12 protein-coding genes are annotated in these 14,287 nt (G+C 70.7%); 2 read left to right on the top strand and 10 right to left on the bottom strand.

Annotated elements, in window-relative coordinates:
* Positions 1-5 precede the first annotated feature (5 nt).
* The gene (locus ACSHV8_RS14120; protein WP_436533096.1) at positions 6-698 is read left to right on the top strand and encodes a uridine kinase family protein; all 693 of its coding nucleotides are present in this window, start codon (positions 6-8) and stop codon (positions 696-698) included.
* A gap of 224 nt (positions 699-922) precedes the next feature.
* Here the strand turns inward: ACSHV8_RS14120 and ACSHV8_RS14115 are convergent, their stop codons facing one another.
* From ACSHV8_RS14115 to ACSHV8_RS14075, 9 genes are all read right to left on the bottom strand, one after another.
* The gene (locus ACSHV8_RS14115) at positions 923-1,684 is read right to left on the bottom strand and encodes a metallophosphoesterase family protein (RefSeq protein WP_436533094.1); all 762 of its coding nucleotides are present in this window, start codon (positions 1,682-1,684) and stop codon (positions 923-925) included.
* Positions 1,681-2,610, bottom strand: a complete 930-nt coding sequence (gene arcC, locus ACSHV8_RS14110) for a carbamate kinase (protein WP_436533092.1) — start codon at positions 2,608-2,610, stop codon at positions 1,681-1,683. The genes ACSHV8_RS14115 and arcC overlap by 4 nt, the downstream gene beginning before the upstream one ends.
* A 3-nt stretch (positions 2,611-2,613) precedes the next feature.
* Complete coding sequence (gene argF, locus ACSHV8_RS14105; protein WP_436533090.1) at positions 2,614-3,615, bottom strand: ornithine carbamoyltransferase; 1,002 nt, start codon at positions 3,613-3,615, stop codon at positions 2,614-2,616.
* A gap of 43 nt (positions 3,616-3,658) precedes the next feature.
* Positions 3,659-4,879 carry an arginine deiminase gene (locus ACSHV8_RS14100; protein WP_436533088.1) on the bottom strand — a complete coding sequence of 407 codons (1,221 nt, stop codon included), beginning with the start codon at positions 4,877-4,879 and terminating at the stop codon, positions 3,659-3,661.
* Between the two features lie 12 nt (positions 4,880-4,891).
* Positions 4,892-6,229, bottom strand: a complete 1,338-nt coding sequence (locus tag ACSHV8_RS14095) for an amino acid permease (RefSeq protein WP_436533086.1) — start codon at positions 6,227-6,229, stop codon at positions 4,892-4,894.
* On the bottom strand, positions 6,226-7,062 hold the full coding sequence (locus ACSHV8_RS14090; RefSeq protein ID WP_436533084.1) for a class II glutamine amidotransferase: 837 nt from the start codon (positions 7,060-7,062) through the stop codon (positions 6,226-6,228). The genes ACSHV8_RS14095 and ACSHV8_RS14090 overlap by 4 nt, the downstream gene beginning before the upstream one ends.
* A 163-nt stretch (positions 7,063-7,225) precedes the next feature.
* The gene (locus tag ACSHV8_RS14085; protein ID WP_436533082.1) at positions 7,226-7,558 is read right to left on the bottom strand and encodes a hypothetical protein; all 333 of its coding nucleotides are present in this window, start codon (positions 7,556-7,558) and stop codon (positions 7,226-7,228) included.
* A 62-nt stretch (positions 7,559-7,620) separates the two neighbouring features.
* Positions 7,621-8,535, bottom strand: a complete 915-nt coding sequence (locus ACSHV8_RS14080) for a hypothetical protein (protein WP_436533080.1) — start codon at positions 8,533-8,535, stop codon at positions 7,621-7,623.
* A 62-nt stretch (positions 8,536-8,597) separates the two neighbouring features.
* Complete coding sequence (locus ACSHV8_RS14075; protein WP_436533078.1) at positions 8,598-10,700, bottom strand: hypothetical protein; 2,103 nt, start codon at positions 10,698-10,700, stop codon at positions 8,598-8,600.
* Between the two features lie 129 nt (positions 10,701-10,829).
* On the opposite strand from ACSHV8_RS14075, the gene ACSHV8_RS14070 reads away from it, so the two are divergent.
* The gene (locus tag ACSHV8_RS14070; protein ID WP_436533076.1) at positions 10,830-11,660 is read left to right on the top strand and encodes a YhjD/YihY/BrkB family envelope integrity protein; all 831 of its coding nucleotides are present in this window, start codon (positions 10,830-10,832) and stop codon (positions 11,658-11,660) included.
* Here the strand turns inward: ACSHV8_RS14070 and ACSHV8_RS14065 are convergent.
* Positions 11,632-14,259, bottom strand: a complete 2,628-nt coding sequence (locus ACSHV8_RS14065) for a LuxR C-terminal-related transcriptional regulator (RefSeq protein WP_436533074.1) — start codon at positions 14,257-14,259, stop codon at positions 11,632-11,634. The genes ACSHV8_RS14070 and ACSHV8_RS14065 overlap by 29 nt on opposite strands.
* Positions 14,260-14,287: the final 28 nt, after the last annotated feature.

The raw sequence follows: 14,287 nt of genomic DNA, 5'->3' as shown, positions 1-14,287 counted from the left end.
GGTCCATGCGTCTACATCCGGGCGAGCCCGAAGCCTCCGGCTGGCATGTCGTGACCGTGCGCGACGCCGTCCAGCAGCTGCGCGAGGCTTCTCCCGGCGTGTCCGGGCGTCCACGAGTGATCGCCGTCGACGGCCGCGGCGGCTCGGGCAAGTCGACCCTGGCCTCACGGCTTCGCGCGGCGGTCCCCCGGTCGGCCGTCGTGCACACCGACGACGTGGCCTGGAATCACGCCTACTTCGACTGGGGTGACGTCCTCGCCGCGAACATCCTGGAACCGCTGCACCGGGGCCGGGCGGTCGACTTCCGCCCGGCCGCCTGGATCGGTCACGACCGTCCCGGCTCGATCACCGTCCCCGCCGGCCTCGACTTCGTCTGGGTCGAGGGCACCGGTGTCATCCGGGCGTCGCTGGCCCGATGGTTGGACGCCTCGATCTACCTGCAGGGCGACCTCGACGAGCAGGAGCGTCGGCTGAACGCCCGCGACGGCGACTCACCGGAGCAGCGGGAACACGTGGCGAACTGGCTGGTGGAGGAGCTGCCGTTCATGCTGCGCGAACAGCCGTGGTCCCGGGCCACGCTGATCGCGGCCGGCCCGGCGCCCCTCGACCACGACCCCGACACCGAGCTGGTCGTTTCGGATCGGCCCGGCATCACATCCTCAGCTCCCGGACGTGCTGTGTTCCCTGAGCTTCGGTAGGCATTCGTCGAGGAAGGCCAACAGCGTCGATTCATCAAGCCGGGCGAGAGTGCGCAACGGCGCCCGGAACTCGGCTACTCCCGCTGATCGGTCGGCTCTCCCCTGCCTCGACGTCCCGCCACCCGGTCCCCAGCAACGTCCGACATTCGATGTGTGCCCGCTCCGTGCGCTCGGTGTCCTTTCGCGAAGGACCACCGCGCTGGTCGGGCTCACCGCCGCGGTGATCAACCTGGTCGGCGGTCGCCAGGGCCGGGGCCGGAAGGACGACCGGCGTGAGGAACGGTGATGAGGCGGCCGGTGCGCCAGCCGTCGAGCATGAAGTGGCGTTCGATGACCGTGACCATGCCCTCGGCGACCGTGATGCGGCTCCAGGAGCTGGGGGTGCCGCGGGTGCGACGGCTGGTCGACGTGCCGGCGACGACGACCACGGTGCTGCCCATCGTCCGTACGTCGGGATGGTGGGTGTGCCCGGCCAGCAGCAGGTCGGCGCCGGTGCGCAGGAGTTTGGGGCCGTTGATCAGGGTCTGCCCGAAGGGCGGGTGGTGCAGCGCGACCAGCCGCAGGTCCCCGCCGGGAGCGGCCGCGAAAGTGGAGCTGACCAGGGACAACTGGGAGCGGCGGACCAGACCGTCCTTCCAGCGCCACCGCGGCATCGACTGCAGCCCGACCGCGGTCAGGCCGGGTACGCGCACCACCGGGTCGAGGTCGGCCGAGATGTACGACCGGTAGCGGTCGTACGGCTTGAACAACCGCAGCGGGCTGTCCAACGGCAGGTCGTGGTTGCCGGTCACCACCAGCACCGGCCCGGGCAGTTCCTCCAGGAATGCCCGGGCCTGCTGGAACTCACCTGTGCGGGCCCGCATCGTCAGATCCCCGGTGACCACGGTGAGGTCGGGGGCGGCGGCGACCACGTCGGCGATCAGTGACGACACGGCATCCGGGCTGTGCACACCGAAATGGAGGTCCGAAAGGTGAGCGATGTTCACCGGCTCAGATGGTAGTCCCCCGCCGGGGTGACGACCGTTCCCGCTTTGCCGGCGAGGATCGTGGCGGCGTCGTCGAGGGCGCCGATCGCGGCCAGGCCGCCGGTGAGTTCGACGAAGCGGCAGACCGCTTCGACCTTGGGGCCCATGGAGCCGGCCGGGAATTTCTCGCGGCGCAGTTCGGCCGGGGTGGCGCGGCTGATCGGGGCCGGTGACGGGCCGCCGTAGCCGCGCAGGACCGCGGGCACGTCGGTGAGCAGCAGTAACGCGTCGGCGTCGAGGGATTCGGCCAGGACGGCGGTGGCCAGGTCCTTGTCGACGACGGCTTCGACGCCGCGCAGCCGCCCGTCTTCGTCGCGGACGACCGGGATGCCGCCGCCACCGGCGCAGACGACGACGGTGCGGTCGAACAGCAGGGATCGGATGGTGCGGGTCTCGACGACGCGTTGCGGCTGCGGGGACGGGACGACGCGCCGCCATCCGGTGCCGTCGGCGGCGATCGCCCAGCCGCGGTCATCGGCGTACTGTCGCGCGGTTTTCTCCTGATAGACCGGGCCGACGAACTTGGTCGGGTTGGTGAAGGCCGGGTCGGCCGCCGAGACCAGGGTCTGGTCGAGGACGGCGGCGACCTGCCGGCCGGGCAGCGCGTTCTGCAGGGCCTGCAGCAGCCAGTAGCCGATCATGCCCTGGGTCTGGGCGCCGAGCACGTCGAACGGGTACGGCCGGTGCAGGCTCTGGTCGGCGGCCGATTGCAGGGCGAGCATCCCGACCTGCGGCCCGTTGCCGTGGGTGATGACGATCTCGTGGTCGGCGGCGAGCGGGGCCAGGGCGTCGACGGCGCGGACGGCGTTGGCCCGCTGGACGTCGGCGTCGGGGCGCTGGCCGCGTTCGAGCAGCGCGTTGCCGCCGATCGCGATGACGATGCGCATGCCTCAGACTCCGAGGGTGGCGACCATGATCGCCTTGATCGTGTGCATGCGGTTCTCGGCCTGGTCGAAGACGATGGACTGCGGGGATTCGAAGACCTCGTCGGTGATCTCCAGGGCGTCCAGGCCGGTGTGTTCGAAGATCTCCTCGCCGACCTTGGTGCGCCGGTCGTGGAAGGCCGGCAGGCAGTGCATGACCTTGACCGCCGGGTTGTTCGCGGCGCGGACCACGTCGCTGTTGATCTGGTACGGCTTGAGCAGCCGGATCCGCTCGTCCCAGGCCTCTTTCGGCTCGCCCATGGACAGCCACACGTCGGTGTAGAGGAAGTCGGCGCCGCGCACGCCGTCGCCGACGTCCTCGGTGTGGGTGATGCGGGCGCCGGTGGTCTCGGCGATCGCCCGGGCCGCCTTGATCACCTCGTCGGGGTTCCAGCGGGACTCGGGGGCGACCATGCGCACGTCCATGCCCATCATGGCGCCGGCGATCAGCAGCGAGTTGCCCATGTTGTTGTGGGCGTCGCCGAGGAACGCGAAGGCCACCTCGTTGTCGTGCTTGACCGTGTGCTCGCGCATGGTCAGCAGGTCGCACAGGGTCTGGGTGGGGTGCCATTCGTCGGTCAGGCCGTTCCAGACGGGCACGCCGGCGTGGCGGGCCAGGGTTTCGACGCTGTCCTGGCCGAAACCGCGGTACTCCAGGGCGTCGTAGAAGCGGCCGAGCACGCGCGCGGTGTCCTTGACCGACTCCTTGTGGCCGAGCTGGGTGCTGCCCGGGTCGAGGAACGTGACGTGCGCGCCCTGGTCGTGGGCGGCCACCTCGAACGCGCATCGGGTGCGGGTGGACGTCTTCTCGAAGATCAGCGCGATGTTGCGGCCGGTCAGCCGGGGCACCTCGGTGCCGGTGTACTTGGCCGCCTTGAGCTGCGCGGCCAGCCGCAGCAGGAAGCGCCATTCGTCGGGGGTGAAGTCGAGTTCCTTGAGGAAGCTGCGGTTGCGCAGGTTCACTGACACGTCAAAAGCTCCTTTTCCCGTACGGGCGTGAAGGGCGGCGACCTCAGGCGGCGTCGCGCTCGATCGGGCAGGTCATGCACCGCGGCCCGCCGCGGCCCCGGCCCAGTTCGCTGCCCGCGATGGTGATCACCTCGATGCCGTGGCGGCGCAGGTACGTGTTGGTGGTGACGTTGCGCTCGTAGCCGACGATCACGCCGGGCTCGACGGCGAGGAAGTTGTTGCCGTCGTCCCACTGTTCGCGCTGGGCCGCCCGTACGTCCTCGTCGGTTTCCAGAATGTGCAGTTTTTCGACGCCCAGGGTCTCGGCGATCGTGGCGAACAGGTCGTCGTTGCCGACGACGGTGAGCCCGTCCTCGTCGTCGCCGGGCCGCACGGTCCACGACCGCAGCGCCTCGCGCAGGTAGGGGTAGAGGACGAAGGTGTCCCGGTCGATCATGGTCATCACCGTGTCGAGGTGCATCATGGCGTGCGAGTGCGGCAGCTCGATGGCGATGACCTTGGTGGCGGCGCTGGCCAGGAACAGGTTGCGGGCCAGGTTCTCGACGCCCATGGCGGTGGACCGCTCCCCCAGCCCGATCATGATCGCGCCGTTGCCGAGCACGTGGATGTCGCCGCCCTCCAGGGTGGCCGGTTGGTGCGGCCGGTCGTCGGCGCCGTACCACATGTCGAAGTCGGCCAGGCTGAACATCGGGTGGAAGCGGTAGATGGCCGAGCTGTGCACCGACTCGCGGTGGCGGGCGGCCATGGCCATCGGGTTGACGCTGACCCCGCCGTAGATCCAGGCCGAGTTGTCCCGCTGGAACAGGTGGTTGGGCAGCGGGGTGAGCACGAAGTCGTCGGCGCCCATCAGTTCCCAGCGCAGGCTGTTCACGGTGAACCCGGCCAGTTCCTGCTTGAGCACGCCGCCGATCAGGTACTCGGCCAGTTTCACGCTCTCGGCCTGTTCGGCCAGCCGGCGCAGCGGCCCGGTCAGGGTCGGCCCGACCGTGTCGTCGGTGATGATCCGGTCCAGGACCCAGCCGCGGGCGTGCGGGATGTCCAGGACGTCGGCCAGCAGCTCGGCAAAGTAGTGCACCGTGATGCCGCGTTCGCGCAGCACCTCGGCGAACGCGTCGTGCTCCTCGCGGGCCCGGCGGGCCCACAGGATGTCGTCGAAGAGCAGGTCGCGCACGTTGTCCGGGGTGAGCCGGCTCAGTTCGACACCGGGGCGGTGCAGGATCACCTGCCGCAGCCGGCCGGTCTCGGAATCGACGTGGAAAGGCATGGTTCTCCCCGATCATTCGTGGGCGGAGACCGGCGGCGGCGCGGTCATGTGTTTGCGGACGGCCAGGTAGACCGGCAGGCCGAGCAGGAACGCGGCGCCGGCCATCAGGAACGGGCCCCAGACCACGTACCAGTGGTCGTGCCCGGTGTTACGCGAGTACCAGACGAACAGGATCGAGAAGATCAGGCTGAGTACGGCGATGACCGCGTCCCGGGTGAGCCGGCCCTTGACCCGCCATCGGAGCTGGGCCAGGGCCGAGAACGCGTACGGGATGGCGGCGGTTATCCCGGTCATCAGGACCAGGGTGTTGAAGACGGTGGCCCCGCTGGCCCCCATGTAGCTGACCGTCATGGCCAGGCTGCCGAGCACGGTCGACGACAGGATCCCGGCGGTCGGCACCCCGCGCCCGGACAGCTTGCCGAACAGTGCCGGGAACACGCCGTCCTTGGCCGCGGCCAGGGGCATCTCGGCGCAGATCATCGTCCAGCCGTTGAGCGCGCCGAGACCGGAGACGATCACCGCGAGCGCGGTCAGGTCGCCGGCCCAGGTGCCGCCACCGGCCATGACGTTCGCCGCGGCCGAGTACGACGCCTTGTCCTGACCGAGGGTGGTCAGCGGCACGATGCCGAAGACCGCGATCAGCGAGAGCAGGTAGACCACGGCGCTGCCGAGCGTGCCCAGCACGGTGGCCCGGGGCACGTTGCGGGCCGGGTCGCGGACCTTGGCCGCGGCGACCGCGGCGCACTCCACCCCCAGGTAGCTGAACAGGCAGATGGCCATGGCGCTGCCGATGGCCTGCCAGTCGCTGTCGCCGCTGACGTTGGCCGGATGGAAGTTGGCCGTGCTGATGAAGAACAACCCCATCGTGGACATGATCAGCAGCGGGATGAACTTGATGACGGTCGTCCACAGCTGGACCGCGCCCATGTTCTTCACACCGGTCAGGTTGACCAGGGCCGGGACCCAGAGGCCGACCAGCGCGATCAGGATGGACCAGCCCTTGGCCCCGTCCTTGTTGACGAAGTGCTCGACGTAGAAGACCCAGCCGGTGACGATGGCGGCGTTGCCGGCCCACGCGGTGATCCAGTACGACCAGGCATTGACGAAGCCGACCGTGTTGCCGAACGCGGCGCGGGCGTACGCGTACGGGCCGCCGTCGGCCGGCAGCCGCCGCGAGAGCACGGCGAACATCAGGGCCAGGGCGAGCGCGCCGACCGTGGTCAGCGCCATCGCGACGATGCTGATCGGGCCGATCCCGGCCAGGGAGTACGGCAGGTTGAAGATCCCGACCCCGATGATCGTGCCGAGGATCAGGGCGGTGGCCTGCGGGAGTCCGAGCGAGCGGTTCACGGCTCGGCCGGTTCGAAACGGCCGAGCTCGTCGGCGCCTTTTTGGATCACGCCGTACGAGGACTCGGGCACCGGCTGCCAGGCCCCCGCCAGCTCGCCGAGCGGCTCCGAGACGACCAGCCGGGTCTCGGCCGACAGCCGCTGAAGCTGCCGGTTCTCCGGGTGGAGGGCCTGCAGCGCGGTGGTGTCGGTGCTGTAGTAGAGCGACCGGCTGTGCCCCTCGCTGGAGTAGCGGAAGCCCCAGATCCGGTCGCCGTCGGTGGTGGCCACGGTCATCTGCAGCGGATCGGGCACCCCGTGGGCGCGGCCGACCGCTTCGACCAGGCCGGCCATGCGCTCGACGGCGGCGACCGGACGGTCCCGCAGCCCGAACGTGAGCGCCAGGTGGAACATCACCTCGGAATCGGTCGACCCCTCGATCGTCGCGAACAGGCGCGGGTCGACGGCGAGCAGCAGGTCCCGCTTGAGCTTGGGGAACTCGCGGATCGAGCCGTTGTGCACCCACAGCCAGCTCTCGTGGCGGAACGGGTGACAGTTGGTCTGCTGCACGGCGGTGCCGGTGCTGGCCCGGATGTGGGCCAGGAACAGCGGCGACGTCGTGGACCGGGCGATCTCGCGCAGGTTGGCGTCGTTCCAGGCCGGGCCGACCCCGCGGAACAGGGCCGGGTCGGCCGGGCCGTCGACCGGGTACCAGCCGACACCGACGCCGTCACCGTTGGTGGTCTCCACGCCGTACCGGGAATGCAGGCTTTGATCGATCAGGGAGAACCGTGGTCGATAGAGCAGTTCATCGAGGCGGATCGGCGTACCCGAATAGGCCAGCCACCGGCACATCGCGGCTCCTTCATCAAGTCGATGCGGGTCATCGTGTTCGGCCGTCGCCCGCGCGGGCTCACCCCGGCGGGATGAGCTTGCGGAGGTAGCCGTGGGCATCACGTTGCCGACGCTGACCCCGTCCGCGGCGAGCAGCCCGCGCCTGTCCGACGCCGGCCAGCCATCAACCCAGCGTGGGCAGGTTCCCGGCCTCGACCGCCCCGCGCGCCGGCGGCGCCGACAGCCCGTCGATCTGCACGATCAGCAGCCCCGGCTCGTCGGTGCGCGGCACGCTCGCCCGAAACCGCCGGTTGATCCGCAGTAGATGCTGGGTGACCACACCGTCCTGTCCCGCCGTGACCACCCAGAGCCCCACGCTCATCAGGCCCGCGCCCAGCCACGCCGCGCCGAACGCCGCCCCGAGCCCGTCCACGTGCACCCCGGGCAGCACCGCGATGGTGACTCCCAGCGCGGCCGCCCCGAGCATCGCCGTGACCACCAGCGCCGTGACCCGCATCCCCTGACGGTCCCGGCCCGGCTACGGTCGCACCTCACCCCGGCGGCATGAGCGGGCGCCTGTCACCTCTCCAGTTGCCGCTTCCACTCCCGCCAGCGCTGGCCCGGCCGCGGATCACGCTCCTTCGGACGGTCACGCGGGAGCCGGTCCGGCGGCTCAGGCGGTGCCGGGCGTGTGACGACGAACAACAGCCAGGCGATGAACAGCACGAACTCGAAGCCGAGAATGTAGTCGACGGTGTTGAAAGTGCTCACATAGGCGGGGACCAGCACCTGTCGCAGGGGCAGCAGGGCCAGGATGCCGACGGCGGCCTCGATCGCGACCTCAGCCGGGTTGGTTCGGGGCCGGGAGGAGGCAATGACGAATCCCAGCAGGAGCACAAGCGGCGAAAGCGCAATCGTGTACACCCAGCCCTGCTGGTAGCGGTTTCGCCGGAGCAGGAAGTCCAAATATTCTCGGCCGACAGCCGCGCGCAGCTCGTAATCACTCAAGCGCTCACCGGCGATCACAATAGTGTTCGCCCCGGTTCCGGATTGCCGTCCGTCGTCGAGCAACCAGTAATATTGGATGGCGTAGACGTCCGACGGGAACACACGCGCGGTTCCCTCCGCCTCAAGGTCGAACGGAACGGTATTCAAATCGTAAATTCCCCTCGAGAGGGGAATCTCGATCGTTGACGGCCGGAATCGAGAAATCAGGCGGAGGTGAACCTTTTTCCCCTCGGGGGTATTGTCCGCGGCGTCAACAGCGCCGATATTTCCTGACAGTTGACCGCTTGCCGGATCGAAGGAATTCAGGGTAATCTGGAACGTTATTGTCGATTCACCGGCAAAGGTGACCCTCTCGCGGTTCGCGATATCGCGGACGCCGGGAATTGATGGGTTGGACATGATCAGGGCCAAACGAGAGGTCATATCGCCCGGCTGCTGCAGACGCTGGAATACCGAGAAGAACACTGCGCTCAGCAGCATCACCAAGCCGAGAGCCATACCTAGGTACCCGATCAGTCCTCGGCCGGACTTCCCTCTCCGACGCCGATTCACCCGCATGGATTAAGTCCCCAGGTACGACGGGCGCCGTCGAGCAGGGTGGCGGCAATCGCGTCGTCGGCGCCCAGGTAGCGGCGGACCCGGGCCAGGGCGTCGAACCCGGCCGCGGCGTTCTTGGTGCGGCCCGCGTCGAGGCCGGCGTCGAAGACGCTCACGACGGTGGCCAGGAATTCGACGTGGGTGGCCGGCCCGTTGCCGGTCGGGGTGGCGCGCAGGTCGGCGGCGTAGGCGAGCAGTGTCGGCGCGGTCAATGCGGACGGCGGGTCGTCGAGCAGGCGGAACAGGGCGACCTCGGCGGTGGCGTGCGCGTGCCGGATCCGGTCCAGCTGCTGGCGGACCAGCGCGCGGGTCACGTCGGGCAGGAAGCCGTCGTGGTGCCGGGTCATCTCCCGGGCGATGCGGATCAGCTGCCGGGGCAGGCCACCGGCGAGGCAGTAGGCGAGTGCCGCGAACTGCTCGGACAGGCCGGCGACCCGGCGGCCGAGCAGGTCGCGGGCGTTGGCGAAGGTCAGGTGCTCGACCCGGATCATCTCGTCGAACGTGCTGTCGAAGACGTCGCGCACCCCGTGCCCGGCCAGCTCGAACGCCCGCAGCGCATCCTCGGAGACCGAGACCACGAAGTGGCAGCCGGGTTCGCCGAAGACACCCTTGATGTCGTTGAGGAAGCGTTCGACGCTCTCGGCCGAACCGATCCGGTCCAGCTCGTCGATGCCGATGATCAGTTTGGGCGGCGGATCACCCAGGTGTTTGAGCTCGAGACTGATCTGGCCGAGCATCTTGTGGAAGAAGGAGACGATTTCCGGGTACGTCATGGGCAGCGCCTGCCGGCTCGCGGCCTTCTTGAACGCGACCTCCCCGCCGGCCTTCGCGACTTTGCCCGACCACTCGCGCGAGCCGGACTGCAGGTATCGCAGTTCGTCACGCTGCTTCTGCATCGTCTGCACGATGGTCGCCGGTGCTCGCCACGACCGTTTCATGTGGGGCGCGAAGTAGGACTCGGCGGCCTCGCAGACCGCGAGACACAGGTGGATGGCGAAGTCCCGGGAGGCGTACTCGACCGGGACCGGGACCACCACGACCAGGTCCCGGGGGCTGTCTTCGGTGCGGTGGCGGCCGTCGCGCAGCGCGTGCAGCAGCATCGTCTTGCCGGAACCGCGGGCGCCGGCCAGCGCGAAGCTTCCGCCGTCCAGGTCGTCGAGGAGGCCGAGCAGGCGTTCGGTGGCCGGGGTGGCGACGTGATAGTCGGTGGCGCGATGGGTGCGCAGGCCGGGCGCACCGCCCCGGATCCGGAGGGTCTGCGCGTATCGGGAGTCGACGGCGTCGGTGACCGCCGCGCGGAGGAACGGCATCAGACCGTTCTCGCGGAGTTGGCGCTCCCACCGTGATTCAGCCTGCTCGGTCGCGGACGCGCGGTCCGCGGCCTTCGCCAAGCCGCCGTCGGGTTCGGTGTTGTAGAGCACGTTCCCGGCGATCAGCCCGGCCATGATCGAGTAGATGAAGCCCATCACCGGAAGCGCGACTTCGAGCGCCTCGATGTGGAACGCCGACCCCAGGCGTCCCCCGATGAACCCGGCTCCGAGCCAGAACGCGGGCAGAAACGCGAACAAGACACCTATGTTCACCGTCGTAATCCGGAAGTCCTCGCCGCGCTGGCGCGCGATCACGCTGAGCACCGACCCCACCACCAGCCCGGCCAGACCGGACAGGGCGACCACGCCGACCCGGCGCAGCACGACGGCCGGGTCGGCGACGATCAATGCCCAGACCAGGCCGACGACCGGCGATCCCAGATGAAACGCCGCCAGCAACCACAGCGTCGCCTTGGCGAGAAGTCGCCCCCGCCGGCGCACGGTGATGCGAAGCGCCGAGGACCCTGGGCTGCGGACGAGCTCGGCCCACGCTTCCAGTTCCGGGGCCGCGGCCGGAAATATCTCGGCGTCGGCGCGGGCCAGCACCTCGGTGCGCAGCCGCTCGGCGGTGAGGTCGTCGTCGAGCCAGGCGGTGATCTCCGGCTCGGCGAGCGCTTCTTCGAGCTGCCGGTCCAGTACAAGTGTGCGGTGCCGGGCGAGCCAGGCGTCGTCGTGGGGCGGCATCGGTTCAGAGTGGACTGTTCCCGTCAGGCCGGGGAACGGGCTCACCCTCGTACGGGAAAGGGATTTCACTCTCCTGGGGTGGGGTGAGCGGGAGCCGCGCGGCGGAGATTGGGCCGGGAGGTGGCCGCGATGCCCGAGCCTGTCGGCCCGCTGGACCGGTTGCCGCGATGGCTGCGGCCCCGGGCCGCCCTGGTTCTGGGCAGCGGCCTGGGCCGCTGGTTGCTGCACGGCGCCGGCGAACTGGTCCGGGTGCAGATCTTCGATCGGGCGATGACCCTGGCCGCCCAGTCCTTCACGTCGATCTTCCCGCTGCTGATCATGCTGGCGGCGCTGCTGGGTCCGGCCTACCGGGCGCGGCTGGCCGAGCTTCTGCGGCTGCCGGACACCAGCGAGCGACTGCTGCAGGAGGCCCTGGCCGGTAGTCGCAGCAGCGCGTTCGGCCTGGTCGGCTGCTTGATCGTGATCCTGTCGGCGACCGGGCTGAGCCGCGCCCTGGTCCGCTGCTACCGGGTGGTGTGGACGGTCGAGCAGCGCCCGGCCGGGGCGGCGGCGACCGGGCGGCAGGTCGCGACCGTGGTCGCCCTGGTGGCGTTCCTGCTGGCCGCACGGGCGCTGGCCTGGCTGGCCTCGTTGTTGCCGGCGCCGCGGGTGTCGGGGGTGCTGGTGGCGCTGTTCGCCGACGTCGCGCTGGCCGTGCTGTTGCCGTGGCTGCTGCTGGGTGCCGGGGCGCCGCGCGGGCCGCTGGTGGCCGGTGGGTTGGCGTTCGGGCTGATGATGGTGGCGGTCCGGGGTGCCGGGGCGATCTATCTGCCCCGGGCGCTGCAGTCCAGCACCGACCGGTACGGCACGATCGGGCTGGCGTTCACCTACATCGGCTGGCTCTACGTGCTCTCCTTCTGCCTGCTGCTGTCGGCCGTGATCGGCGCGATGGTCACAGGTGACCGAGCTGGCGGGCGATGACGACGGCTTCGCGGCGGCGGGCGGCGCCGAGTTTGCGGTAGATCGAGCGCATGTGCGCCTTGACCGTGTTCACCGAGATGCCGAGGTTCTCGGCGATCTCCCCGGCGGTCAGCACGGTCGGCAGGTACTGCAGGACGTCGAATTCGCGTTCGCTGAGCGGCCCGGCGGCCGGCGGGGCGCCGATCGGGATCTCGCCGGTGATCTCGGCCAGGACACCTTCGCCGGCCGCGCCGCGCGGCTCGGTCAGCCATTGCTGGCGTTCGGCCAGGGTGAGGATGCGGCCGGCGTCGAAGCGGCGGAACGGCCGCCGGATGCGGTCCGGTTCGGCGGCGGCCAGCGCCCGTCCGAGCGCCTCGGCGGCGCGTCCGCCGCGGCCGTTGGCGTCGGCCGCCAGGGCGGTGAGCAGCCAGGCCGAGACCGCGGAGATGGAGTCCGGGCCTTCGCGGACCACGGCCAGGACCTCTTCGGCCTGGGCCGGGTGGCCGGCCGCCTGGTACGCCTGGGCCAGTCGCAGCCGTTCCTGCGGGAAGAGTCCGTCCTGGTGGGCGTAGCGGGTGAGCACCGGCCACGGCTCGTCCAGGGCCAGGTCGGCGTCGGTGAGCGCGAGGACGAGGATCCGTCGCAGGATCGGCGCGTCCAGTTGCGGGCCGGCCTCCTCGGCCACCTTGTCCAGCACGGCCCGGGCGGTGCGCGGTTCACCGCGGTCCAGCAGCAGGTTGGCCCGCAGGACCCCGGTCAGGACGGTCAGCGCCGCTTCCGGGTTGTCGCCGGAGGCGTGCAGGGCCCGGCGCATCGCCTCCTCGGCCTCGGTCTCGCGGCCCTGTTCGCGTTCGATGACGGCCTGGGCCAGGTACGCCGGTGCCGTCGTGAGCCGGTGCTCGGCGTCGATGCGCCGGGCCACCCCGAGCGCCGCGCTGGCGTGTTCGGCGGCCTCGCGCAGGGCGCCCTGGATGGCGCTGAGCAGGGCGAGGTGGCCGAGCGCGTTGACCTCGATGAGCGGGGTGCCGGCGGCCCGGGCGCCGGTGGCGGCGGCCCACAGGTAGCGGTCGGCGTGGTCGAGCCGGCCGGCCCAGAGCAGGCCGAGGCCCTTGTTGGCCAGGGCGATGGCCCGGTACTGGGGCATGGCCGGCACCTGGTCCCAGCGCAGTGTGGCCAGCTGGTTGAGGACCCGGGTGGTGGTGTCGATGAGCACCGGCATGTTCCCCTGCCAGCGGGCCACCATGGTCGCGTCGAGCACGTCGAGGGCGATCTCGACCGACCGGCGGGCGTCGGCGTCGCGGCCGTGGGCCAGGCGCCGGACCCGGCCGAGTTGTCGCTGGACCCCGGCGACGTCGCCCATCGCGTAGGTGAACAGCACCGAGCAGAGGGCGAGTTCAGCCGTCTCCGGCTGCAGGTCGGCCGGGATCCGTTTGATCAGGTGGGCCAGTTCGGCCCGGTCCGAGGAGACGAACAGCGGAATGCCGTAGTCGGTGACCAGGCGGCTGGCCAGGGCCCAGTCGCCGGCCTCGACGGTGTGGTTCAGGGCGGTGAGCGGGCTGCCCTCGCGGGTGTGCCACTGGGCGGCGAGCAGGTGCAGCCGGGCCGGGCTGTCGATCTGTTCCTGGCCGAGCAGCCGGCGCAGGGTGGCCCGGAACTGCCGGTGGTAGCGGAACCAGCCGCTGGTGCCGGCCCGGTCGAGGAAGAGGTTGGCGTGTTCCAGCTGTTCCAGGACCTGCAGGCCGTTGCGGCGGCCGGTCAGCGCCTCGGCCAGGCTGCCGGAGATCCGGTCGGGCAGGCTGGTCGAGAGCAGGAACTCGCGGATCGGGGCCGGTTGGACGGCCAGCACCTCGCGGGTCAGGTAGTCGGCGGCGGCGTCGTCCGGGTCGACGCCGGGCGGTGCGTCCAGGGCCAGGCGCAGGCCGGCGCCCCAGCCCTCGGTGGTGCGGACCAGGGCGGCCAGTTCGGCGGCGGGCATCCGGCGACCGAGCAGGGCGAGCAGTTCGGCCGCCTCGTCGGTGCGGAAGGCCAGGTCGGTGGCGCGCAGGTCGGTGAGTTCGCCGGCCGCGCGCAGCCGGTGCAGCGGCAGTTCCGGGGTGGTGCGGGTGATCAGGACCAGGCGCAGGCGTTCGGGCGGGTTGCGCAGCAGTCCGGCCAGGGCGCCGAGCACCCGCGGTTCGGTCACCTCCTGCAGGTCGTCGAGGACGATGACGACCGGGCCGGGCGACCCGCCGAGTCCGGAGCCGAGCCGGCGCAGGAAGGCCGGGCCGTCCACGCCGAGCAGCGGGCCCCGGTCGGGGACGATCTGGCCCGGGCGCACGGCGCCGCTGGTGCGCAGGGCGAGCATCAGATCGGACCAGAAGACGTACGGCTCGTTGTGTCCGGCGTCGAGGGCGAGCCAGGCGATCGGGCCGCTCATCGCCCGCGCCCCGGCCCAGGCGGAGACCGACGCGGTCTTGCCCCAGCCCGGCCCGGCGCAGACCAGGGTCACCGCGCGCCGGGCGCCGACGTCGAGGGCCTCGGCCAGCCGGGGCCGCCAGATCACACCCTGTGGCAGTCGCGGGCGGGCCACCTGGGCCGACGCTATCGCTGTCGGGGGGCCGTTGCCCCGATGGTCACGCATGTCGCCTCCAACCGCCGGAAAGCACGAG

The sequence above is a fragment of the Actinoplanes sp. HUAS TT8 genome (assembly GCF_051380535.1).
Taxonomy (GTDB): domain Bacteria; phylum Actinomycetota; class Actinomycetes; order Mycobacteriales; family Micromonosporaceae; genus Actinoplanes.
Note: the sequence above shows the minus strand (reverse complement) of the source record. Positions and strands in the feature narration are given on the sequence as shown.